Here is a 23,294-nt window from a genome sequence, read left to right on the forward strand (position 1 = left end):
TTTTACAATGAATGAAAAAACAGAGGTAAATATGACAATCGGTATTGATAAGATTGGTTTTGCGACCAGTCAATATGTCTTGAAATTACAAGACTTAGCAGAAGTGAGGGGAGTTGACCCCGAAAAATTTAGCAAGGGACTCTTGTTAAATGAAATTAGTATTGCGCCACTGACTGAGGACATTGTTACCTTGGCAGCTAGTGCAAGCAACTCTATCCTCACAGATAAAGAAAAAGAAGAAATCGACATGGTCATTGTGGCGACCGAGTCAGGAATTGACCAGAGTAAGGCAGCGGCAGTCTTTGTTCATGGCCTATTAGGCATTCAGCCTTTCGCCCGTAGCTTTGAAATCAAAGAAGCCTGCTATGGAGCGACAGCTGCCCTTCATTATGCTAAATTGCATGTGGAAAATTCTCCAGAGTCTAAGGTTTTGGTCATTGCCAGTGATATTGCCAAGTATGGTGTAGGAACTCCAGGTGAACCAACTCAGGGTGCTGGAAGTGTAGCGATGCTAATCACTCAAAATCCACGCATCATGGCCTTTAACAATGATAACGTTGCTCAAACGCGCGACATCATGGATTTCTGGCGTCCGAACTACTCAAGCACTCCTTATGTAAACGGCATGTACTCGACCCAACAGTATCTTGATTGCCTGACAACGACTTGGGATGAATATAAGAAACGCTATGATTGGACGATGGATGACTTTGCGGCTATCTGTTTCCACTTGCCTTATCCTAAGTTGGCCCTAAAAGGCTTGCGCAAGATGATGGACAAAACTTTGTCTAAAGAAAAAAAGGATAGTTTGCAAGAGAACTTTGACAAGTCCATTCTCTACAGTCAGATGATTGGGAATATCTATACAGGTTCCCTCTTCCTCGGCCTCCTTTCTCTTTTGGAAAATGCAGAGACTTTGAAGGCTGGAGATAAAATTGCCCTCTACAGTTACGGAAGTGGAGCGGTTTCAGAGTTCTTTAGTGGTGAATTGGTCGAAGACTATGAAGCTTACCTTGATAAGGACCGCTTGAGCAAACTCAAGCAACGTACAGCATTGTCAGTTGCAGACTATGAAAAAGTCTTCTTCGAAGAATTGCAGTTGGATGAGTCTGGCTCAGCTCAATTTGCAGACTATGAACATCAAGACTATGCCTTGGTTGAAATTATCGACCACCAACGCCGTTATAGCAAGGTTGAAAAATAATGAAGATAAGTTGGAATGGATTTTCTAAAAAATCATACCATGAGCGCCTTGAGTTACTGAAAGCTCAGGCGCTCCTTAGTCCTGAAAAGCAAACGAGTCTCGAGCAGGATGAACAAGTCAGCTTGGCAGTTGCAGACCAGCTGAGTGAGAATGTAGTGGGAACTTTTTCTCTACCTTATTCCATCATTCCAGAGCTTGTGGTGAATGGTCAGGGCTACACAGTTCCCTATGTGACAGAAGAACCGTCTGTGGTTGCTGCGGCTAGCTATGCTAGTAAAATCATCAAGCGAGCAGGTGGCTTTACTGCTCAAGTACATGAGCGCCAGATGATTGGTCAGGTAGCCCTTTATCAAGTTGCTGAACCTGAAAAAGCGCAAGAGAAGATTTCCAGCAAGAAAGCCGAACTCTTGGAACTTGCCAATCAAGCCTATCCTTCTATCGTCAAACGTGGAGGCGGGGCGCGTGATTTACATGTAGAGCAGATCAAAGGTGAAACAGACTTTCTCGTTGTCTATCTCCATGTCGATACCCAGGAAGCTATGGGAGCCAATATGCTCAACACCATGCTGGAAGCCTTGAAGGCAGTCTTAGAAGAACTCAGTCAAGGACAGAGTCTCATGGGAATTTTGTCCAACTACGCAACCGATTCTCTGGTGACTGCAAGTTGTCGTATCGCCTTTCGCTACTTGAGTCCCCAAAGGGACCAAGGACGAGAAATTGCGGAGAAAATAGCCTTGGCTAGCCAGCTTGCGCAGGCTGATCCTTACCGAGCAGCTACTCATAATAAAGGGATTTTTAACGGTATCGATGCCATTTTAATCGCCACGGGTAATGACTGGCGTGCCATCGAAGCTGGGGCCCATGCCTTTGCCAGTCGAGATGGACGCTATCAAGGTCTCAGTCAATGGACGCTGGACATGGAAAGAGAAGAATTGGTCGGTGAGATGACACTACCCATGCCGGTAGCGACCAAGGGTGGCTCAATCGGACTCAACCCACGTGTAGCCCTCAGTCATGAACTACTGGGAAATCCTTCAGCTAAGGAATTAGCTCAGATTATCGTGTCCATCGGTCTTGCCCAAAACTTTGCGGCCCTCAAAGCCTTGGTCAGTACGGGCATCCAGCAAGGCCACATGAAATTACAGGCCAAATCCTTAGCTCTCCTAGCAGGTGCTAGTGAGTCCGAGGTAGCTCCCCTCGTTGAGCGCCTCATCGCAGATAAAACCTTTAACTTAGAGACAGCCCAGCGCTATCTGAAAAGTTTACGATCATAAAAAACTCAGACGAATTCGTCTGAGTTTTCTTGTGTTTATACTCAATGAAAATCCAAAAGCAAACTAGGAAACTAGCCGCAGGCTGCTCAAAACACTGTTTTGAGGTTGCAGATGGAAGCTGACATGGTTTAAAGAGATTTTCGAAGAGTATTAAATACTTTTTCCTGGTAATAGGGTGACGGGTAAGAAGTAACCAGTTGTCGCTACTTCCTTGCCTTCAATCTTCTGCAAGAGGAGATCGACAGTGAGTTGGGCAATCTCTTTCATAGGTTGCTTAATCGTTGTCAGGTGAGGATAGTAGTTCTCGATAAAGTAAGTTCCATCATAGCCGATGACCTTGAGCTCATCAGGAACAGAAATTCCCAGCTCTTGAGCGATTTTGATCACTAGAATAGCTGTCAAATCATCCGAAGCAAAAATCGCATCTGGTTTCTGATGGGTCAAGATATTCTTGATTTCCATTTCTTTTCGGACGGGAGAAAAGTCACTCGAAACATTGATAATAGGCGCTTTTGGGAGTACAGAGGCAAATCCAGCATGGCGCAGTCCAGTCGGTGAGTTGGAATTGTCATTTCCTGTAATCATGATGATAGACCGAGCGCCTGTCTTGACCAAGGTTTGGGCTGCGAGGACCCCGCCACCGTAGTTATCAGAGGAGACGACAGGGATGTCTGGAGACAAGTTTCGGTCAAAGGAAATGATCGGTGCTGTCACGCGATTGTAGTCTTCGATTCCCAAGTTGTGACTTCCAGAAATGATACCATCGACCTGGTTGGCCTCCAGCATTTCAATGTACTCCCGTTCTTTTTCAGAGTCATGTTCGCTGTTACAGATGATGGTCTTGTAGCCATTCTTGAAGAGTTGGTGTTCCAACTTGTCAATCAACTCCGCATAAAAGACATGACTGATGTTTGGGAAAATGAGTCCAATCAACTTGGCAGATTTTCCTTGGAGGCTTCGAGCCAGATTGTTGGGTTTATAACCCAATTCTCGCATGGCTTCATTGACCTTTTGAATGGTTTTCTCAGATAGATAACCCTTTTTATTGATGACCCGTGAGACGGTAGTGGGGCTGACGCCTGCAAGTTTTGCGACATCAGTTAGTTTTGCGACCATAATCTAATTCATAGTAAGTTCCAGTTGGGTTTCCAGACTTGATCAGGATACCATTTTGGCCCGCATGTGGGAAGACACGACCAGAAAATACTTTTTCTCCTTTATTGATGAAAATTTCAAAGACCGACTTGTCGATGAAGATAGTAGCAGTAGTAGCTTGGTTATTGATAGGGCAAGAACGTGTCGTACCAAATTCTTGGGCGTACTGTTGACCAGCCTGACTACGATCCACTGTCACCTGTCCATTGACAAGGTCAAAGTTGATTGAAAGCCCCTTGCCTTCTTTATCAGCGAGCAAGACAATCTCGCTTTGGCTGTTGGCCTCCAAATTGAGTTCGAGTTCATAGGTGTTATTGGTTTGAGTACGATTTGAGAAGACCTCTTCAGAAGAACGAAGTTCTTTGATGGCTGCGACAGGGTATTGGTAGAGTTTGCCATCTTTGATAGTGAGTTCCTTGACCAATGAAAAGGTTCCTTGGTGGTCAAAACGATCAGATGGGTAAGCTACATCTGGTAAACCAAGCCAGCTGACAGCTAGAGCACGCCCATCAGGAGCGTTGAAGGCTTGAGTTGCATAGGCTTCAAAACCATAGTCTAGATTTTGCAATGGAGACACATCGACCATTTTGGCATTTTCAGGATCAAAGGAAGCCCCGATTTTGTACATGTTTGGATAGATATTATCATAGTCTAGAACAGCCTTATCCAATCCTTGTGGACAGTAGAGAAGGACAGGTTGCTCGCCTGCAAAGACTAGATTTGGACATTCCATCATGTAGGCAGTGCGGTCGTTAGCAAAGTCAAGGTCACCAATCTCTTGCCAGTTGGTGTAGTCATTATCAATAGCCTTGTAGAGACGAACAAAGCCTTTTTTCTCCAAGTCCTGTCCACCCACGATAGTATAATATTGTCCCTTAAAGTTAAAAATTTGTGGGTCACGGAAGTGGTCGGTAGAGTCTGCTGGCTGGTCAATCAAGACCTTGTCAATCTTCGTAATCTTGCCATCTTTTCCCAAAAGAGCACCAACCTGGTATGGGTGACGAATCCAGTTTTCATCACGGACATTCCCTGTATAGAATAGGAACAACTGATCGCCAAACTGCATGGCTGATCCAGAATAGGCCCCGTGGCTATCTAATGGAGTATCTGGCAAAACTTTGACTCCAGTTTCTGTAAAGTGCACTAAATCATCACTTTCAAGCTGCACCCAAGACTTCAACCCATGGGCTGCACCGAAGGGGAAGTTTTGGTAAAAGAGGATCCACTTACCATCAAAATAGGAAAAGCCATTTGGGTCATTGAGAAGCCCCATTTTAGGCTCGACATGGTAATGAGTATGCCATGGAGATTGTGCCATCTTTTCCTTGATTTGCTTGATCTCATCATTAGACCAGTCTTCATAGCGTCTATAACGGCGCTCAGTTGTCCATTCCATTTTATCTTTCCTCCATAAGAGTTCTATTCTATTATTAATAGTAAACGTTTTCGGCAAAAAAAGCAAGTCTTTTATGTTAAAAAAAAGAAAAATATGTCAAACGGTTGCCATAAATCAAGCAAAGGAAATCTAACAAATTTTCACGAAAAAATGAAAGAAAATGTAAATAAAAACCTTGATTCCTCAAGGTTAAAGATATTTTTTTGAGGAAAAAGAGAATTTCCATCAAAAACGAGCAAAAATAATCAGAGAAAAAAGAAAGGAAATAAAAAATCCTGCAAAACGCTTGACATATTTTAGAAACATGATAAAATAATAGTCGTAGGGCGGATAAAATCGCTTTCAAACACTTTACAAAATTTTATATAAGGAGATTTTTGCAAATGAACAATCAGGATATTGCAAAAAAGGTCATCGAAGCCCTTGGTGGACGTGAAAATGTCAACAGTGTAGCCCACTGCGCGACTCGTCTACGTGTCATGGTCAAAGATGAAGGAAAAATCAAGAAGGAAGTGATTGAGAACTTGGATAAAGTTCAAGGGGCTTTCTTTAACTCAGGCCAATACCAAATCATCTTTGGGACTGGTACAGTAAACAAGATGTACGACGAAGTGGTTGCACTTGGTTTACCAACATCTTCTAAAGAAGATATGAAAGCAGAAGCTGCTAAACAAGGAAACTGGTTCCAACGTGCTATCCGTACTTTCGGTGACGTCTTTGTACCAATCATTCCAGTTATCGTAGCGACAGGTCTCTTCATGGGTCTTCGTGGTCTCTTGAACGCTCTTGGAATCACACTTCCAGAAGATGTTACCATTTACAGCCAAATCCTCACAGATACAGCCTTCATCATCTTGCCAGGTTTGGTTGTATGGTCAACCTTCCGCGTATTCGGTGGTAACCCAGCCGTTGGTATCGTCCTTGGTATGATGCTCGTATCTGACTCACTTCCAAATGCCTGGGCTGTTGCTTCTGGTGGTGAAGTAACTGCAATGCAGTTCTTCGGATTTATCCCAGTTGTAGGTTTGCAAGGTTCAGTTCTTCCAGCCTTCATCATCGGGGTTGTCGGAGCTAAATTTGAAAAAGCTGTTCGTAAAGTTGTTCCAGATGTACTTGACCTCTTGGTAACACCGTTCGTAACACTCCTTGTAATGTCAATCCTTGGATTGTTTGTTATCGGACCAGTCTTCCACGTTGTTGAAAGTTACATCCTCATTGGAACAAAAGCTATTCTTAACTTGCCATTCGGACTTGGTGGTTTCTTGATTGGTGGAGTTCACCAATTAATCGTCGTATCAGGTGTTCATCACATCTTCAACTTGCTTGAAGTTCAATTGCTTGCTGCTGACCATGCTAACCCATTCAACGCCATCATCACTGCAGCGATGACAGCTCAAGGGGCTGCGACAGTAGCCGTTGGTGTGAAAACTAAAAATCCTAAACTTAAAACACTTGCTTTCCCAGCTGCTCTTTCTGCCTTCCTAGGTATTACTGAGCCTGCTATCTTCGGGGTTAACTTGCGTTTCCGTAAACCATTCTTCCTTTCATTGATTGCTGGTGCAATCGGTGGTGGATTGGCATCTATCCTTGGACTTGCTGGTACTGGTAATGGTATCACAGTCATCCCTGGTACAATGCTTTACATTGGTAACGGACAACTTCTACAATACCTTCTTATGGTAGCTGTATCATTTGTACTTGGTTTTGCTCTTACTTACATGTTTGGTTACGAAGATGAAGTAGAAGAAGTTTCAGGAGCAATTTCTGAAGCTGAAACTGACCGTTTAACAGAAGAAGCAGTAACTGGTACTGTGGTTTCACCTAGCGAAGGTGTTATCCAAACACCAATCGTTGGTGACGTTGTTGCTCTTTCAAATGTGAATGACCCAGTATTCTCAAGTGGAGCTATGGGACAAGGTATCGCCGTGAAACCTAGCCAAGATGTTGTTTATGCACCAGCTGATGCTGAAGTAACAATCGTCTTCCCAACTGGCCATGCTTATGGATTGAGAACAGCTAACGGTGCTGAAATCTTAATTCACGTTGGTATCGACACTGTTTCAATGAACGGTGAAGGCTTCAACCATAAAGTTGCCCAAGGTGACAAGGTTAAAGCTGGAGATGTTCTTGGAACATTTGACTCAGCTAAGATTGCTGCTGCAGGTCTTGATAACACAACTATGGTTATCGTAACAAACACTGCAGACTTTGCTTCAGTAAATCCAGTTGCTTCTGGATCAGTTGCTAAGGGTGACGCAATCATCGAAGTTAAAGCTTAATAAAACAAAAAAACGAACAAATGTCATGTTTGTTCGTTTTTGCTTGAATGGTAAAATTTACAGAGGAAAATCTAAAATATTGAGCAATTTTCAGTCTGGAAATATGCTATAATAAAGAAAATAAATACAAGAGGTTAATCATGACAAAACTATACGGAAGCTTGGAAGCGGGCGGTACAAAATTTGTCTGTGCTGTCGGAGATGAAAACTATAACGTTGTAGAAAAGGTACAATTTCCTACAACAACACCTATTGAAACAATCGATAAAACCATCGAGTTCTTCTCAAAATTTGACAATCTTGCAGGACTTGCCATTGGTTCATTTGGTCCAATCGATATCGATAAAAACTCAAAAACTTATGGATTTATCACAACAACTCCAAAACCTAACTGGGGAAATGTCGACTTGCTTGGTGCTCTTCGTCGCGCTCTAAACGTGCCTATGTATTTTACGACAGACGTAAACAGTTCTGCATACGGTGAAGTGGTTGCTCGTAATAATGCCGGCGGTCGTATCGAAAACTTGGTTTATTACACAATCGGTACAGGTATCGGTGCAGGTGTTATCCAACGTGGCGAGTTTATTGGCGGTGTTGGTCACCCTGAGATGGGTCATTATTATGTGGCTAGACACCCAATGGATATTGAAAAAGAATTTAATGGTGTTTGTCCTTTCCATAATGGATGTTTGGAAGGTTATGCAGCTGGTCCAAGTTTGGAAGCTCGTACAGGTGTTCGTGGGGAAAACATTGAACTCAACAACTCTGTTTGGGATGTTCAAGCCTACTACATTGCTCAAGCCGCAGTGAATGCGACTGTAACTTTCCGTCCAGATGTCATCGTCTTTGGTGGTGGGGTTATGGCTCAACAACATATGCTTGACCGCGTACGTGAGAAATTCACAGCCCTACTCAATGGCTACCTACCAGTTCCAGATGTACGTGACTATATCGTGACTCCAGCTGTTGCTGGCAATGGTTCTGCCACACTTGGGAACTTTGTCCTCGCTAAGAGTGTCGCAAAATAAAACAAAGAAAATATCCGCTTGGGCAACCAAACGGATATTTTGTTTGAAGGCAATTTTTTGAGCCTTTCCTTAAGTGATGACGGACGGTAGCGACTTTCTTCGAAATTCCATACCTAAACTTTGAGCCCAATGTCTCAAAGTTTCCCAAGACCTGAAACCATTAGATTTCAGGTGTTTTTATCACGGCGGAAAGGCTAGGTAAGTCCTCGATTCACTATCGAAAAATAGGCATGATTTTCATACCAAAGTATATTTAGTATCAGGCTATTTTCTATTTATGTTCTAAAAGTCCGCTTGGGAAACCAAACGGATTTTTCTATTCTCAAAACATCTGCCAGAAGAAATCAATAATATAAGTCAAACCATAAGTATAAACCACTAGGGTAAAGGGCTTGGTCAAAACGATGATAATCATATAGCGCTTGAAGGTCATCTTGGTGAGGGCAGCCAGCATACAGAGAAAGTCAGCCGGGCTAACTGGCCAGATCATCATAAAGATAAAGAACCGCTCGAAACGATTGCCCTTATCTAGCCAACCGATATACTTGTCATAGGTGCGTTTGCTGACGACCGACTGAACAAAGGCAGCTCCATAGAGACGCACGAGGTAAAAGATAATGGCACAGCCAATTACGATGCCGATATAGTTATAGATAGTTCCGATGATGTGGCCGTAAATAAAGACCCCAGCCACTGAGGTCAAAGCTCCCGGAATGATCGGAACAACGGTTTGAAGGATCTGTAAAAAGATAAAGAGTGGTGGCCCCCAAACCCCAGCTTGCTGGATAAAGGCCGATAGGGTTTCCTTGGACTGTAAAACACCCGCCTGATAGGCCCAAATACAGAAAATCAAGGTGCCGACTCCCCCCACGATAGATGAAATATTGATGACTTGCTGTAGAAGGGGAGAAACAGCTTTCATTTGCTTATCCTGTGACATGTAAACTCCTCATAGATAGTATGATTCTACTATACCATATTTTGTGGAGAAAAACTATTTGGATTATCTGACTGGAGAAATAAGTGTGGTAAAATGAGAATAAGAAAATGACGGTATAGAATGAGGGTTATCATGTTAGGTTTAAACTTTAAAGGAAGCTGGCGCCAATATCAAAAACAGGTCTTGGATTGTTTTCAGGACTATCAAGCAGACGGTCATGTTCATCTAGTGGCCGCTCCAGGGTCTGGAAAGACAACCATTGGTATCGAGCTAATCGCTCGTTTTGGCAACCCAGCCCTCATCTTAGTTCCGACTGTCACCATTCGTGAACAATGGGTAGATAGGATCCAAACTGCTTTTCTAGAGGATGGTCAGAGGCTTTCAGACCTCGTTTCCCAAAACTTAAAGGAGATGAAGGCATTAACGATTGTGACCTATCAGGCCTTTCATAGCGCCATGAACCAACTGCAATCACAAGAAGATGGAGAAGCAGAGGATTTTGTGGGGTTTGATTTGCTTGCAAGCCTAAGAGCTCAGAAAGTTGCGACTCTTTGTTTGGACGAATGCCACCACCTGCGCAATGAATGGTGGAAAAGTCTGGAAGCCTTCCGCAAGCAGTATGGACAGCTGAAACTCATCTCCCTGACAGCGACACCACCTTATGACAGCGAGCCAGAACTCTGGGAACGCTATATCCGTATGTGTGGGGAGATCGATCAAGAAATCACGGTACCTGAACTAGTAAAGGAAGACACTCTTTGCCCTCATCAGGATTTTGTCTATATGTGTTCACCAACAGCTGAAGAGGCGGAACGTCTCAAACGGTTTGAGGAGACTAAGTGGGACTATATTCATCACCTTATAGTCGATCCTGATTTTCAAACATTTGTAGCAGGGTCTAAGGTCCTCAAAGGGGATATTTCATCTGATTTGCTCTTAGAAGATCCCAAGTACTTGTCTGCTATGTTGATTTATATGCATTCTCAGGGGTTAACGATTCCTCTCTCTTTACAAAATTTACTGGGAACCCAGAAGCTTCCAGCATTGACCTCCTACTGGTTGGAGACGCTGTTGCAGAGCATACTCTATCAGACACCAGATTGGTATGAGGATCCAGATGGATATAGGAAAAAGTTAGAGGCTGACTTGAAGGCGCGTGGGTTGGTGGAAAAACGTCAGGTTTATCTGGTTAAGTCTAAGGCTTCTGACCAGCTTTTAACCCAATCTCTAGGGAAGTTGTCTGCCATTGCCGATATCTTTTTGACGGAGTATGAGAGTCTAGGTCAGGAACTGAGACAGTTAGTACTAGCTGACTATATTCGCAAGGATTTTGCCACCTATCTGGGAGATAATCAGGCAACCATTTCTCAGTTGGGGGTTCTCCCTTATTTTGAAAGCATTCGTCGAAAAGCTCAGGAGCAAGAAATACCTGTGTCATTGGCTGTCTTGTCAGGTAGTGTCGTTATTTTGCCTACCGATGTGGCAGCAGAGTTGAAGGAATTCTTGCCTCAGGTTCCTCTTAGTTTCTCATCTATTGGTCACTTGGATCCAAAAGATTATGTGCAGGTTGGTTTTCCGAGCTCAGCTAAGGGAATCGTGGCGGCAGTGACGGAGCTTTTTCAACGAGGGCGGATTCAAATCCTAGTCGGAACCAAATCTCTCCTCGGAGAGGGTTGGGATGCTCCTTGTGTTAATTCCCTAATCCTCGGAAGCTTTGTGGGGAGCTTTATGCTGAGTAACCAGATGCGTGGGCGTGCCATTCGTATCTGGCCGGGACATCCAGAAAAGACCAGCAACATCTGGCATCTGGTAGCCGTTCAAGCGCAAGCACTTATCACTCTTCCTGGTGAGGAGCCTAGACCAGAGAGCAATCAGGATCTGCAGACCTTGTCGCGACGGATGGAGCATTTTCTTGGCTTGGCCTATAATCAGGAGAGTATTGAGACCGGTTTGGATCGTTTGGATTTTCCAAAGCCCCCTTTTAAGAAAAAGCAAATTAGTGAGTACAATGAGCGAGTTAAGAGTCTCTCCAAGGATCGAGCAGGCTTGAGAAAAAAATGGCATGAATCTCTTGTCGTAGCGGATCAATTTGAGATAGTTACAGAAGTCGCAACCCAAAAACAGAAGATCCCAGTCATGCTCTTGCTTGATGCATTAAAATGGGTTCGCATGACATTGCTCTTGTTGGCAGTGGATTTGTTGGTCTTGCTATTTAGACTGAGATTGATCGGTGTTTGGTGGCTTACGACAGCCTGTCTCCTATTTTTGGCCTTTGCATCTTGGCGCTACCTCCGCTATAAGAGTCCCTATAAACGTTTGCAATCTCTGGGTGAGCAGATCCGAAAGGCTCTGCTAGATTCGGGGCATCTAACGGATGATCAATCCCGAGTTCAGGTAGAGGAGAATAAGGAAAATTACATGGTCTTTGCCTATCTCAAGGGAGGAAGCATGAGGGACAAGGAGTTGTTTGCGCAGACTGTGGGAGAGTTCTTTGCTCCAGTGGACAACCAGCGCTATCTCTTGAAGGCAGAGAAAGTCCGACAAGGTCAGTCACCTTACTATGTCGTGCCTAGTCTTTTTGACAAGCGCAAGGAAGAAGCACGGAAATTCCTTGACTTTCTGAGGCCAACTATCGGACGCTATCACCTCGTCTATACACGAACAGAGGCCGGACGGAAAATCCTTCTCGAAGCTCGTATCCAAGCTCTCTCTAACAAAAACGACCGTATCTTGACTAAGAAGAAGGTTAAAAGCCGGTTGGAGTAGGGGAGTTTACAAGAGATAAATAAGTAAATTCTCTTAAAATATAAACACAATTAGAGACAGTAAGAGACGATTGACTAGTTCAAGTAAGAAGGAGAAGAAAGTTAAAGGAGAAGAAATAGAACAAGTAGCTGGATAAGGACAACCCCTTAGAAATGGATTTCTAAGGGGATTTTTGTGGATTCGTGGTATAATTTTTATAAAAGTAGGCGCTATGAAATATTTTGTTTTTTAGAAAGAAATACTATGGATGATAGATTTATTACATTAAAGCACATTGATACTTCAGTAGCAGCTAAAAATGTTGCTAAATTACTTGAAGAAAATAAAACTTATTTCTTAAATGGGAACTGGGGTTCTGGAAAAACAGAATTTCTAGTTGAAGTTGGTAAGAATACTAATAAAAAATTAGTTACGATAGACTTTTGGAGATTAAGCGATAACCGCTCAACGATTGAGATTGTTTTTTCAAAATTACACCCGTTGGTATATAGCCTTTTAAGGATTTTCATAGTTTTATGTGTCGCAGTTTCTATCTTAATGACTAATGTAGTTGATTTGGGTTTAAGTTCTTTTTTTGAATCTTTTTGTGTTAAATTAATTATTGGGAGTATTGTTTTATTAGTAGCAATCTATCAATTTTTTAAAATCAAATCAGATGGTTTTTACAGTTGTTTACTAACTTCTAAATGTCTATCATTATCTCGAAAAGTATTAGTTATTGATGATTTTGATCGAATGTCTAACAAACAACAAGAGGAGAGTTATAAAATTTTTAGCTTACTTAATGGCAAGATTCCAATTGTTTTTGTTGGGGATATTGAGAAAGTGCATCTTAACGACAATAATTTCCTCTCTAAAATTATTGATAGACGGATAGAACTACCATTTGTTCTTCACCCATCAAATATTTGGCAAGATTATTTTGAGTTGCTAGGAAAGAAATTTAGTACGAGATTGTCAGATGATTTTTGGAAAAGGTTCAGCTTTGAAAATAGAAATTTGCGAGATAGAAATCATTTTAATGACTATGTCAATCAAGAATTCTTTTCAAGGGGGAAACTAGGACATGTTCAGGAGGAACAGCAACTTTGGATTATCTATACCTACCTTTTTTATCCTGAATTATATAAACAACTATTAAAGAACGAAGAAATAAAAGTTAAGGATGATGAAAAAACAAGTTTTACAGGGATTTTCAAGTTTGGACGAAGCATACAAGAAATACTGTCCGACATTCAACGATCAAATCTTAACCAATATCCACCAAACTATAAAATGAATAGCTCGGCCTATTTTCTTTATGAAGAATCTCTAAATCGTACAAAAGAGGAATTGGATACATTACTTGAGACAGATAGTGAGGAATTATCAAGAGAACTAAGAGAGGGGAATCATAAGACTGATTTTTATCAATATCTCTCAAGTGAATATAAATCTTTTTCTGAAAATCAGAAAGCTAAACTACTACGTATGACTATACAGGAATCTCTTAAATCTTATAATAGCCCTGCAATGGACTATATTGTTGCAGAAAAGTTAAATGAAGAAATTCCCCGATATGAGAGGAATAGTCCTTTAAGTGAGGAAATAATAGGTAGAATTGTGAATTTCTGGGAAAGTATTCTGAGAAAAGAAGGTTTGGATCCGTCTGAGATACTTTATTTTATGGAAAAACATAGAGTGCTGACCTTCTATGATTTGGGTCGTCACTATTCAAACTTAGAAATTAATAATGAAAATTTCGCTAAGCTAAGACGAAAAGATTTCTTTCTCTTGACCTATCTTAGTTCAATTGAAAAATTTAATGAATTTGAAAGTTGGAATAGAAGTATTTGGGATGCCATGGAGCAGTTTGGAGGCAGAGAGTTCTTAGTATTTTGGGAATTTCAAGGAATTCTTTCAAATGGATTGGGTTATTACTGTTTTGATGTTGTTCCTAGAAACAAAAAATATTTTCTTATGATGGGTGAAAATCAAGATAAAATGAAAAAGAATAGGTCTGTCATTGAAAAGATTCAGCCGCAACTTGAGCAATTGGAAGCTAAAGGATTTACATTTGAGGAGAAAATAGATAGGGAATACTGGTAGGCAATCTATGAGTTTTAAAGGATAATTGGTTAGTATGTTCTCCTTTTAGTAATATTCTTCATGCTTGTACCCTTTTCTCGTGTTAAATTTCGCTCCCACTCGTCCTCCCTAGTTCAAGTGGTTTTTCTAGGAATATGATAAAATAGAAAAGATAATATATTTATTTAATGGAGTGATTGTGATAGTATTTATTGAATTGATAAATGAGAAGATTAAAGCAGTGTAGATAAATTGGAATTTGTGGAGAGATAGGATGATTAAAAAAAGTGTGGAATCGGAACAAGGAAATACGTATTATTGGACTAATGAAAATGTCGAAAAACCATGCATTGTAATGCTTCCTGGATTGACAGCTGATCATAGATTATATGATAAACAAGTAGATGAATTTAAAAAGGATTTCAATATTATTGTTTGGGATTGCCCATGTCACGGAGAGTCCAGACCATACAGTACGTTTAATTACAAATTAGTGACGCAAGAACTGGAAATTATATTAAAAACAGAGAATGTTAAATCGGCAATATTTATTGGGCAATCACTTGGAGGAATGATAGCTCAATATTACATAGAAGGACATCAAGAACAAGCAATAGGTTTTATTTCTATAGATAGCGTTCCTTTTGGAAATTATTATAGCAAATCAGATATGTTTTGGTTAAACCAGATTGAGTGGCTAAGTAAACTATACCCAGATAAAATGCTAAGAGATTTTATGGCAAAAGGTTGTGGTGTTTCTGAGTATACTCAGAACAGTATGAAACTTATGCTCTCAATCTATAGTAAAAGGGAACTATGCCATTTGATGTGGATAGGTGAAGCAGCATTTATTCCTGAAAATCATGAAATAAATTTGAAATGTCCTGTAATACTTTTACTTGGGGAGAACGATAAGGTTGGTAAAGTGTCGCAGTATACAAGAGAGTGGCACAAAAGGGAAGGATACCCACTACATATTATTAAAAATGCCGCTCATAATTCAAATCAAGATAATCCTGATGAAGTAAATGATTTAATAAGGAAATATATAAATAAATGGCTATAAAGATATTGTAACTACTGTAAAATCGACAAATCCTAGTTTGTTGAACTTAGCAATTTATAAGTTTTTAAGAGATAGAACCTATAAAACTTGCACGAGAACTGTAGGTAGGAGAAGAAATCTTCCTATTGACTTATCTCAGTGTAGTTAATAAATTTGGGCAAATTAAGTCATGGGATAGCAGTATATGAAATGCGATAGATTGTTTTGGAGATAAGGAATTTTTATCATTTTGGAAATTCCAAGAGATTCTTTCTACAGTGGAAATTATTTTGACTTTGATAAAATTCCAGAAAATATGACCTATACTCTTTGGATAGAAAAATACGCTTTTGAACCTCCTCATGAATTTGAAGATTATAGGGAGGATGTTATTAGAAAGATTCGTCCGAAACTTGAGCAACTGGAATTAAAAGGATTTAAATTTGTAGAAGAAATAGATGGAGAACATAGACGTAGGAATTAGGATTTTAAAATTTGGGATTTTTTCTAATTCATTGCTTATTTTTAACCGTTATACCAAAGTTAATTTTTAGCAGTGAAAATATGATAAAATAGAAAGAAAATACATTTCCTTAAAAAATTAAGATACAACTTTGTTTCCATATTTCCTGGAAACTGATAGAAAGTAAGGAGAAACATGGAACAAACTAACCAAAAATCCCAGTGCCAACAACTCTGGGCTAGAAACAAATACCTCGTTTTGAGTCATTCTAGCAATATTTACAATGAGATTCGCCAATACTTGAAGAATGAAGTGGTGGAGGTAAGTCATGTTCAGGAACTGATCGACCGTGCCTGTCAAATCCCTGAGCATAGAGGTCAGGTTTGCAATGCCTTTCAGCATATTTGGGGCTATTTCAAAAAGAAAGCGACAGATGCCGAGCGTAAGGACTATATGCTCTTGCTGGATCGCTACCGCTATGGTCAGGCTTCTAAGGAAGACTTGATCTCTAAGACTCGAGAGTTGCTTGATCGCTATCCCAATACCTACTTGCAACATTCGACTTTACTGAAAGGAGACTCCCATGAGACTTTGGCATGAGGCTTTGATTTCACAACTTCCCCGTCCTCAACTTTTGGGGCAACATCGAGAGTGCTGCGCCCTGCGTGGCAATGGCTGGGGTAGAAAGCATGCGACGGTGGACTATGTCTTTACCCACTCGCCCTATCGTCTCTACGCCTATCATCTCTTGATCATGGAGGAGATGGCTGACCGTGGCTACAATGTCAGTCCAGAATGGTTGGACAAGAACTACCGAGGCAAAATTTGTCCAGCTTATGAAGACTTGCCTGAGGAAAAGTTGGACAATCCCATCTATAGTGAGCATGATGCAGAATACTATGAGGAGTGTCTGGCTAATCTCCGTGAGAAAGGCATTGAGTTAGTGTAAGAGTCAGGAATAGCTCCACATTATAACTCTTCTCAAAATTTTTTCGAATAATAAAAATGAGACCTTTAGAATGATTCTAAGGTCTTCTTTTTATTGGTATTAGGATTTACTTTTAATAACTTTTGAGTTATAATCGTTGAAAAAGCCAAGCGTGAACTGAAGGAAATAAAAGAAAGAAGGGTAAGTGATGAAGAATAGTGCCATTGGAAGTAATTGGAAAGATATCCGATCTGAACTCTTTAGCAAGGAGGAAATTCTTGAAAGTGATATGCGAGTGGCTATCATGAGTGAGTTGATTGAGGCCAGGCATGAACAAGGAATCAGCCAGAAAAAGCTAGAAGAACTTAGTGGAGTGAGCCAGCCCGTCATAGCTAGGATGGAGACAGGCAAGACTAGTCCTCAGTTGGATACAGTCTTAAAAGTTTTAGCCAGTTTAGGAAAGACACTAGCAGTCGTACCACTTGAACAGGAAAAAGGTTGATAGGGATGAAATTCCTTGGATTTCTAAAAGCATCCACAGGGGAATTTCACCTCCCGTCCGCACTTTTTAAGGGAAATATCAAAATTACCAAAGGATAACTAACCTATAGTCTTTTCTAATACCAAGCCATAGTCACTGATGAGAATCGTCAATAGCTCGTTTGAGCATTCTAACTAAAATACAGCAATAAAACAAGCAATACAAAGGATTTGAGACACTGGTCTCAAGTCTTTTTCTTTTGTTCGAAAAAGCGATATAGTTTCAAACTATATCAAAGCCTAATTATTTACAATTATACAGACAGTTTCTTTTCTGTTAAGATAGTTTCAACAACAAATTTTGGAGGACACATCATGTCAACTACGATCATCGGTTTCCCTCGTTTGGGTGAATTCCGCGAATTGAAATTTACAACTGAAAAATACTTTAGAAAAGAAATCTCAGAAGAAGAACTCTTGGCAGCAGCTAAAGAATTGCGTGCGAAACACTGGAACATTGTCAAAGAAAAAGGAATCACTGAAATCCCATCAAATGACTTTTCTCACTATGACAACTTCCTAGATGCAGCTTTCCTTTTCAACGTGGTGCCTGCTTCAGTTCAAAACTTGGACTTGTCTGACCTTGAGCGCTACTTTGCTTTGGGTCGTGGTTACCAAGGTGAAAAAGGGGACGTGCGTGCCCTTCCGATGAAGAAATGGTTCAACACCAACTACCACTACATCGTGCCTAAATTTGAAAAAGATACTCAAGTAAAATTGGCAGGTCACAAGATCTTTGATGAGTTTCAAGAAGCCAAAGAACTTGGATTGAACACTCGTCCTGTTCTTGTAGGTCCATTCACTTTCCTTCAATTGTCAGACTTTGAAGAAGGCGTGAAAGCAGAAGACTTCGTAGACAGCTTAGTAGCTGCTTACCAAGAAGTTTTTGCTAAATTGGCTGAACTTGGTGCGACTCGCATCCAACTCGACGAAGCGGCTCTTGTCAAAGACTTGACAGCTGAAGAAAAAGCTCTCTTCTTGAACCTCTACAACAAACTCTTGGCTGACAAGAAAGGTCTTGAAGTCTTGCTTCAAACTTACTTCGGAGACGTTCGTGACGTTTATGCTGACCTTGTGAAATTGCCAGTAGATGCGATCGGTCTTGACTTCGTTGAAGGTAAGAAAACTCTTGAACTTGTTAAAGGTGGCTTCCCAGCTGACAAGACTCTCTATGCAGGTATTGTCAATGGTAAGAACATTTGGCGTAACAACTATGAAAAGAGCTTGGCTGTTCTTGAGCAAATCCCAGCTGAAAACATCGTATTGACAAGCTCATGCTCACTTCTTCATGTGCCATTTACAACTGCTAATGAAGAATTTGAACCAGCTATCTTGAACCACTTTGCCTTTGCAGTTGAAAAATTGGATGAAATCCGTGACTTGGATGCTATCCGCAACGGTCAAGGTGCAGAAGCTCTTGCAGCTAACAAAGAACTCTTTGCGACTGAGCGTGTGGGTGAAAATGCAGAACTTCGTGCGCGTATCGCTGGTTTGACAGATGCTGACTACACTCGTTTGCCAGCCTTTGCAGAACGTGAAGCTATCCAAGAAGAAGCTTTCAAACTTCCAGCACTTCCAACAACAACCATCGGTTCATTCCCTCAAACTAAGGAAGTTCGTGCCAAACGTTTGGCCTTCCGTAAGGGTGAATTGTCACAAGAAGAGTACGACGCCTTCCTTGCTGAAACTATCGACGAATGGATCAAATGGCAAGAAGAAGTTGGATTTGACGTGCTTGTACACGGTGAGTTCGAGCGTAACGACATGGTTGAGTACTTCGGTCAAAACTTGTCAGGTTACCTCTTCTCTAAGAATGGTTGGGTACAATCTTACGGTATGCGTGGGGTGAAACCACCAATCATCTGGGGTGATGTAACTCGTCTCAACCCAATCACTGTCAAATGGTCTAGCTACGCACAAAGCCGTACTGACAAACCTGTTAAGGGTATGTTGACAGGACCTGTTACCATCCTTAACTGGTCATTCCCACGTGAAGACATCTCTATCAAGGACTCAACTCTTCAAATCGCCCTTGCTATCAAGGATGAAGTTCTTGACCTTGAAGCTGCAGGTGTGAAAATCATCCAAATCGACGAGGCAGCTCTTCGTGAAAAATTGCCACTCCGTCGTAGCGACTGGTACGAAGACTACCTTGACTGGGCTATTCCTGCCTTCCGCTTGGTACACTCAACAGTAGCGCCAGATACACAGATCCACACTCATATGTGTTACTCAGAATTTACAGATATCATCCCAGCTATCGACAACATGGATGCGGACGTTATTTCATTTGAGGCAAGCCGTTCAAACCTTGAAATCTTGGACGAACTCAAAGCGAAAAACTTCCAAACAGAAGTGGGACCTGGGGTTTACGATATCCACTCACCTCGTGTGCCAAATGAAGGCGAAATCGACCACACAATCGATGCTATCCTTGCAAAAGTACCAAGCAAGAAAGTTTGGATCAACCCTGACTGTGGTTTGAAAACACGTGGTATTCCAGAAACAAAAGAAAGCTTGATCCGCCTTGTCGAAGCAGCAAAAGCTGCGCGTGAGAAATTGTAAGATAAGATTTCGCTCGTGACACTGACTGATCAAGGAACTGCTTGGCCCTAGCTGGCTCAGTAATCATGAAATTAAAAAGAAAAGGATAATGACTATGTCACGCCAAACTCCGTCACTTTCATTTGAAGTGTTCCCTCCAAACCCAGCTGTGGGTAATGATAAAATTATTTCAGCCTTGCAGGATATGCGGGAGCTGACACCGCACTTTATCAGTGTGACTGCCAGCAATAATAAATTTAATATCAAGGAAACAACGGTTCGTTTGGCTGACTTTATCCAGAATGACTTGGCGATTCCAACCATTGCCCACTTGCCAGCTATCTATCTGACCAAGGAAAAGGTTGCTGAAACCATTGCGGACTTGGATAAGGTTGGGGTACAGAAAATCTTGGCCTTGCGTGGGGATATTATCCCTGATGTGGAACCGCAAAAGGATTTCCGCTACGCAACAGATTTGATTGAGTTCATCAAGGAACAAGCTCCTCACTTTGATATTATTGGAGCTTGTTATCCTGAAGGGCATCCTGACTCGCCAAACCAGATCCTAGATATTCAAAATCTCAAGAAGAAAGTGGATGCAGGCTGTTCAAGCCTTGTAACGCAACTTTTCTTTGACAATGAGCGCTTCTACGATTTTCAAGACAAGTGTACCTTGGCAGGGATTGATGTTCCTATTCATGCGGGGATCATGCCTATTCTTAACCGTAACCAAGCACTTCGTCTTTTGAAGACTTGTGAGAATATCCACCTTCCACGCAAATTCAAAGCCATCTTAGACAAGTATGAGCATGACCCTGAGTCACTCAGAGCAGCAGGACTTGCCTATGCAGTGGACCAAATCGTGGACTTGGTCACTCAGGATGTCGCAGGTGTGCATCTCTACACCATGAACAATGCTGAAACAGCAAAATACATCCACCAAGCAACCCATGCCTTGTTTAATCATCAGTCTTTAGGATAATAAAAAGCAAACCATTCTTCTCAGGTGAGGGGAATGGTTCCTTTTTAATAGAAAAGCCCGTACTTTTTAAGAAAAATATGATAAAATAGACTCTGTACGTACTTGATACAAAGATGAGGGTATAAACAGATTCTTAGCTATTCAAATCTGCTATGATATAAAAGATACAAATGCTAAAGAATAATATTTTTAAACTTTTCAAAGTGCCTAGATAGTTGAACACGGGTTGAATCCCTAGTGAAAAAGATAGATTTTCTGGTGTGCATCGCACACTGCGTCAATCTATGCTATCATGAGTAATTGAACCCGGCCGAAAAGCTGTGTAAAAAAGATAAACTGTCTTGTCTTCATCGAAGACTTCGCCAGTTTCCTATTTTTACTTTGCTTTTTGCGACCTTAGTATCTTGATCTTTGTAGGCAAGGCGTATAATTTCATCAATCCAAAGGGGATTAAAATGACAAAACAAGTGTTTCAAACGACTTTTGCGGGTCGTGAGTTAATCGTAGAGACTGGTCAGGTTGCTAAGCAAGCAAATGGCTCTGTTGTCGTCCGTTACGGTGAGTCAACTGTCTTGACTGCTGCCGTTATGTCTAAGAAAATGGCAACTGGGGATTTCTTCCCACTCCAAGTCAACTACGAAGAAAAAATGTATGCAGCCGGGAAGTTTCCTGGTGGTTTTATGAAACGTGAAGGACGCCCTTCAACAGATGCGACTTTGACAGCGCGTTTGATTGACCGTCCAATCCGTCCTATGTTTGCGGAAGGTTTCCGTAACGAAGTGCAAGTAATCAACACAGTGCTCTCTTATGATGAAAATGCCTCTGCTCCAATGGCGGCTATGTTTGGTTCATCTTTAGCGCTTTCTATCTCAGATATCCCGTTTGACGGACCAATCGCTGGGGTACAAGTGGGCTATGTCGACGGCCAAATCATCATCAACCCAAATCAAGAACAAGCAGAGCGTTCACTTCTTGAATTGACAGTAGCTGGTACCAAGCACGCCATCAATATGGTGGAGTCTGGTGCCAAAGAATTGTCAGAAGAAATCATGTTGGAAGCCCTTCTGAAAGGACACGAAGCTGTTAAAGAATTGATTGCCTTCCAAGAAGAAATCGTTGCTGCGGTCGGTAAGGAAAAAGCAGAAGTGGAATTGCTTCATGTGGATGCTGACTTGCAAGCTGAAATCATCGCAGCCTATAACAGCGACCTTCAAAAAGCGGTTCAAGTAGAAGAAAAATTGGCTCGTGAAGCTGCAACTCAAGCAGTTAAAGACCAAGTGACTGCTGTTTATGAAGAAAAATATGCAGACCACGAAGAATTTGACCGTATCATGCGTGATGTGGCTGAAATCTTGGAACAAATGGAACACGCTGAAGTACGCCGTTTGATCACAGAAGACAAGGTTCGTCCTGACGGCCGTAAAGTCGATGAAATCCGTCCTTTGGATGCAGTTGTCGACTTCCTTCCTCGTGTGCATGGTTCCGGTCTCTTTACTCGTGGACAAACTCAAGCCCTTTCTGTCTTGACCTTGGCTCCGATGGGAGAAACTCAAATCATTGATGGTTTGGACCCAGAGTACAAAAAACGCTTTATGCACCACTATAACTTCCCTCAATATTCTGTAGGGGAAACTGGTCGTTATGGTGCACCAGGCCGTCGTGAAATTGGTCACGGTGCTCTCGGTGAGCGTGCCCTTGCGCAAGTTTTGCCAAGCTTGGAAGAATTTCCATACGCTATCCGCTTGGTAGCAGAAGTCTTAGAATCAAACGGTTCATCTTCTCAAGCCTCTATCTGTGCGGGAACGCTTGCCCTTATGGCTGGTGGTGTGCCAATCAAGGCGCCAGTAGCAGGGATTGCTATGGGTCTCATCTCAGATGGAAATAACTACACAGTATTGACAGATATCCAAGGTTTGGAAGACCACTTTGGAGACATGGACTTTAAGGTAGCAGGTACTCGTGAGGGGATTACAGCCCTTCAAATGGATATTAAGATCCAAGGAATTACTGCAGAAATCTTGACAGAAGCTCTTGCTCAAGCCAAGAAAGCGCGTTTTGAAATCCTTGATGTGATTGAAGCAACTATTCCAGAAGTTCGTCCAGAATTGGCTCCAACTGCACCGAAAATTGATACTATCAAGATTGATGTGGACAAAATTAAGATTGTCATCGGTAAGGGTGGAGAAACCATCGACAAGATTATCGCTGAGACAGGCGTTAAGATTGATATCGACGAAGAAGGTAATGTTTCTATCTACTCTAGCGACCAAGATGCTATTAACCGTGCCAAAGAAATCATTGCTGGCTTGGTTCGTGAGGCTAAAGTAGATGAAGTTTACCATGCCAAGGTTGTTCGTATCGAGAAATTCGGTGCCTTTGTCAACCTCTTTGACAAGACAGATGCCCTCGTTCACATTTCGGAAATGGCTTGGACGCGTACCAATAATGTCGAAGACTTGGTGGCTATTGGAGACGAAGTCGATGTTAAAGTTATCAAGATTGATGAAAAAGGACGTGTTGATGCTTCTATGAAAGCTCTTCTTCCTCGTCCACCAAAACCTGAGCGTGATGAAAAAGGTGAAAAGTCTGAACGTCCTCACCGTCCACGTCATCACAAGGACCACAAACCGAAGAAAGAATTTACACACAAACCAAAAGACTCAGAATAAGAAAGGAGAAATGT

General features: G+C 41.6%; 17 protein-coding genes and 1 pseudogene. 15 read left to right on the top strand and 3 right to left on the bottom strand.

The features are described from left to right. Positions 1–31 precede the first annotated feature (31 nt). Together ADM50_RS01610 and ADM50_RS01615 are read left to right on the top strand one after the other, a co-directional pair. Positions 32–1,204, top strand: coding sequence for a hydroxymethylglutaryl-CoA synthase (locus ADM50_RS01610; RefSeq protein ID WP_049484327.1), 1,173 nt, complete (start codon positions 32–34; stop codon positions 1,202–1,204). Next, positions 1,204–2,478, top strand: a complete 1,275-nt coding sequence (locus tag ADM50_RS01615) for a hydroxymethylglutaryl-CoA reductase, degradative (RefSeq protein ID WP_049484299.1) — start codon at positions 1,204–1,206, stop codon at positions 2,476–2,478. Before ADM50_RS01610 ends, ADM50_RS01615 begins: the two co-directional genes overlap by 1 nt. Before the next feature lie 150 nt (positions 2,479–2,628). Here ADM50_RS01615 and ADM50_RS01625 read toward each other — a convergent pair whose 3' ends face one another. Both ADM50_RS01625 and ADM50_RS01630 read right to left on the bottom strand, forming a co-directional pair. After that, positions 2,629–3,594 carry a LacI family DNA-binding transcriptional regulator gene (locus ADM50_RS01625; protein ID WP_049484301.1) on the bottom strand — a complete coding sequence of 322 codons (966 nt, stop codon included), beginning with the start codon at positions 3,592–3,594 and terminating at the stop codon, positions 2,629–2,631. Continuing rightward, positions 3,575–5,029, bottom strand: a complete 1,455-nt coding sequence (locus tag ADM50_RS01630) for a sucrose-6-phosphate hydrolase (protein ID WP_049484302.1) — start codon at positions 5,027–5,029, stop codon at positions 3,575–3,577. The genes ADM50_RS01625 and ADM50_RS01630 overlap by 20 nt, the downstream gene beginning before the upstream one ends. Before the next feature lie 383 nt (positions 5,030–5,412). Here ADM50_RS01630 and ADM50_RS01635 point away from each other — a divergent pair, with 383 nt between their 5' ends. Continuing rightward, positions 5,413–7,308: a sucrose-specific PTS transporter subunit IIBC gene (locus ADM50_RS01635; protein WP_049484303.1), complete on the top strand. Its 1,896-nt coding sequence runs from the start codon at positions 5,413–5,415 to the stop codon at positions 7,306–7,308. Positions 7,309–7,448: 140 nt separating this feature from the next. Then, a complete protein-coding gene (gene scrK / locus ADM50_RS01640) occupies positions 7,449–8,336 on the top strand; it encodes a fructokinase ScrK (RefSeq protein ID WP_049484304.1) in 888 nt (295 codons plus the stop codon). A 322-nt stretch (positions 8,337–8,658) separates the two neighbouring features. On the opposite strand, the gene ADM50_RS01645 is transcribed toward scrK, so the two are convergent. Further along, positions 8,659–9,276, bottom strand: coding sequence for a TVP38/TMEM64 family protein (locus ADM50_RS01645; RefSeq protein WP_000076177.1), 618 nt, complete (start codon positions 9,274–9,276; stop codon positions 8,659–8,661). Positions 9,277–9,408: 132 nt separating this feature from the next. Here ADM50_RS01645 and ADM50_RS01650 point away from each other — a divergent pair, with 132 nt between their 5' ends. The 11 genes and pseudogenes from ADM50_RS01650 (at position 9,409) to pnp (ending at position 23,280) form a co-directional block, all read left to right on the top strand. Next, entirely contained in the window at positions 9,409–12,042 is a 2,634-nt protein-coding gene (locus ADM50_RS01650; RefSeq protein WP_049484305.1) for a DEAD/DEAH box helicase family protein, read from the top strand. Positions 12,043–12,079: 37 nt separating this feature from the next. Continuing rightward, a pseudogene (locus ADM50_RS09795) lies at positions 12,080–12,178 on the top strand (DUF6261 family protein); the annotation flags it as partial. 107 nt (positions 12,179–12,285) lie between these two features. Then, the gene (locus ADM50_RS01655; protein WP_049484306.1) at positions 12,286–14,130 is read left to right on the top strand and encodes a P-loop NTPase fold protein; all 1,845 of its coding nucleotides are present in this window, start codon (positions 12,286–12,288) and stop codon (positions 14,128–14,130) included. 253 nt (positions 14,131–14,383) lie between these two features. Beyond that, positions 14,384–15,175, top strand: coding sequence for an alpha/beta fold hydrolase (locus ADM50_RS01660; protein WP_049484307.1), 792 nt, complete (start codon positions 14,384–14,386; stop codon positions 15,173–15,175). Between the two features lie 229 nt (positions 15,176–15,404). After that, a complete protein-coding gene (locus ADM50_RS01665; protein ID WP_049484308.1) occupies positions 15,405–15,638 on the top strand; it encodes a hypothetical protein in 234 nt (77 codons plus the stop codon). A 174-nt stretch (positions 15,639–15,812) separates the two neighbouring features. Then, positions 15,813–16,217 carry a YbgA family protein gene (locus tag ADM50_RS01670; RefSeq protein WP_049484309.1) on the top strand — a complete coding sequence of 135 codons (405 nt, stop codon included), beginning with the start codon at positions 15,813–15,815 and terminating at the stop codon, positions 16,215–16,217. Next, positions 16,201–16,566, top strand: coding sequence for a TIGR02328 family protein (locus ADM50_RS01675; protein ID WP_049484310.1), 366 nt, complete (start codon positions 16,201–16,203; stop codon positions 16,564–16,566). Before ADM50_RS01670 ends, ADM50_RS01675 begins: the two co-directional genes overlap by 17 nt. A 187-nt stretch (positions 16,567–16,753) precedes the next feature. Beyond that, the gene (locus ADM50_RS01680; protein WP_049484311.1) at positions 16,754–17,047 is read left to right on the top strand and encodes a helix-turn-helix domain-containing protein; all 294 of its coding nucleotides are present in this window, start codon (positions 16,754–16,756) and stop codon (positions 17,045–17,047) included. A 353-nt stretch (positions 17,048–17,400) separates the two neighbouring features. Beyond that, positions 17,401–19,650 carry a 5-methyltetrahydropteroyltriglutamate--homocysteine S-methyltransferase gene (gene metE, locus ADM50_RS01685; RefSeq protein ID WP_049484312.1) on the top strand — a complete coding sequence of 750 codons (2,250 nt, stop codon included), beginning with the start codon at positions 17,401–17,403 and terminating at the stop codon, positions 19,648–19,650. 94 nt (positions 19,651–19,744) lie between these two features. After that, positions 19,745–20,611 carry a methylenetetrahydrofolate reductase [NAD(P)H] gene (gene metF / locus ADM50_RS01690; RefSeq protein WP_049484328.1) on the top strand — a complete coding sequence of 289 codons (867 nt, stop codon included), beginning with the start codon at positions 19,745–19,747 and terminating at the stop codon, positions 20,609–20,611. A gap of 455 nt (positions 20,612–21,066) precedes the next feature. Beyond that, positions 21,067–23,280, top strand: coding sequence for a polyribonucleotide nucleotidyltransferase (gene pnp, locus ADM50_RS01695; RefSeq protein ID WP_049484313.1), 2,214 nt, complete (start codon positions 21,067–21,069; stop codon positions 23,278–23,280). Positions 23,281–23,294 lie beyond the last annotated feature (14 nt).

Origin of the sequence: Streptococcus oralis (genome assembly GCF_001075675.1) — a bacterium.
Lineage (GTDB): Bacteria > Bacillota > Bacilli > Lactobacillales > Streptococcaceae > Streptococcus > Streptococcus oralis_V.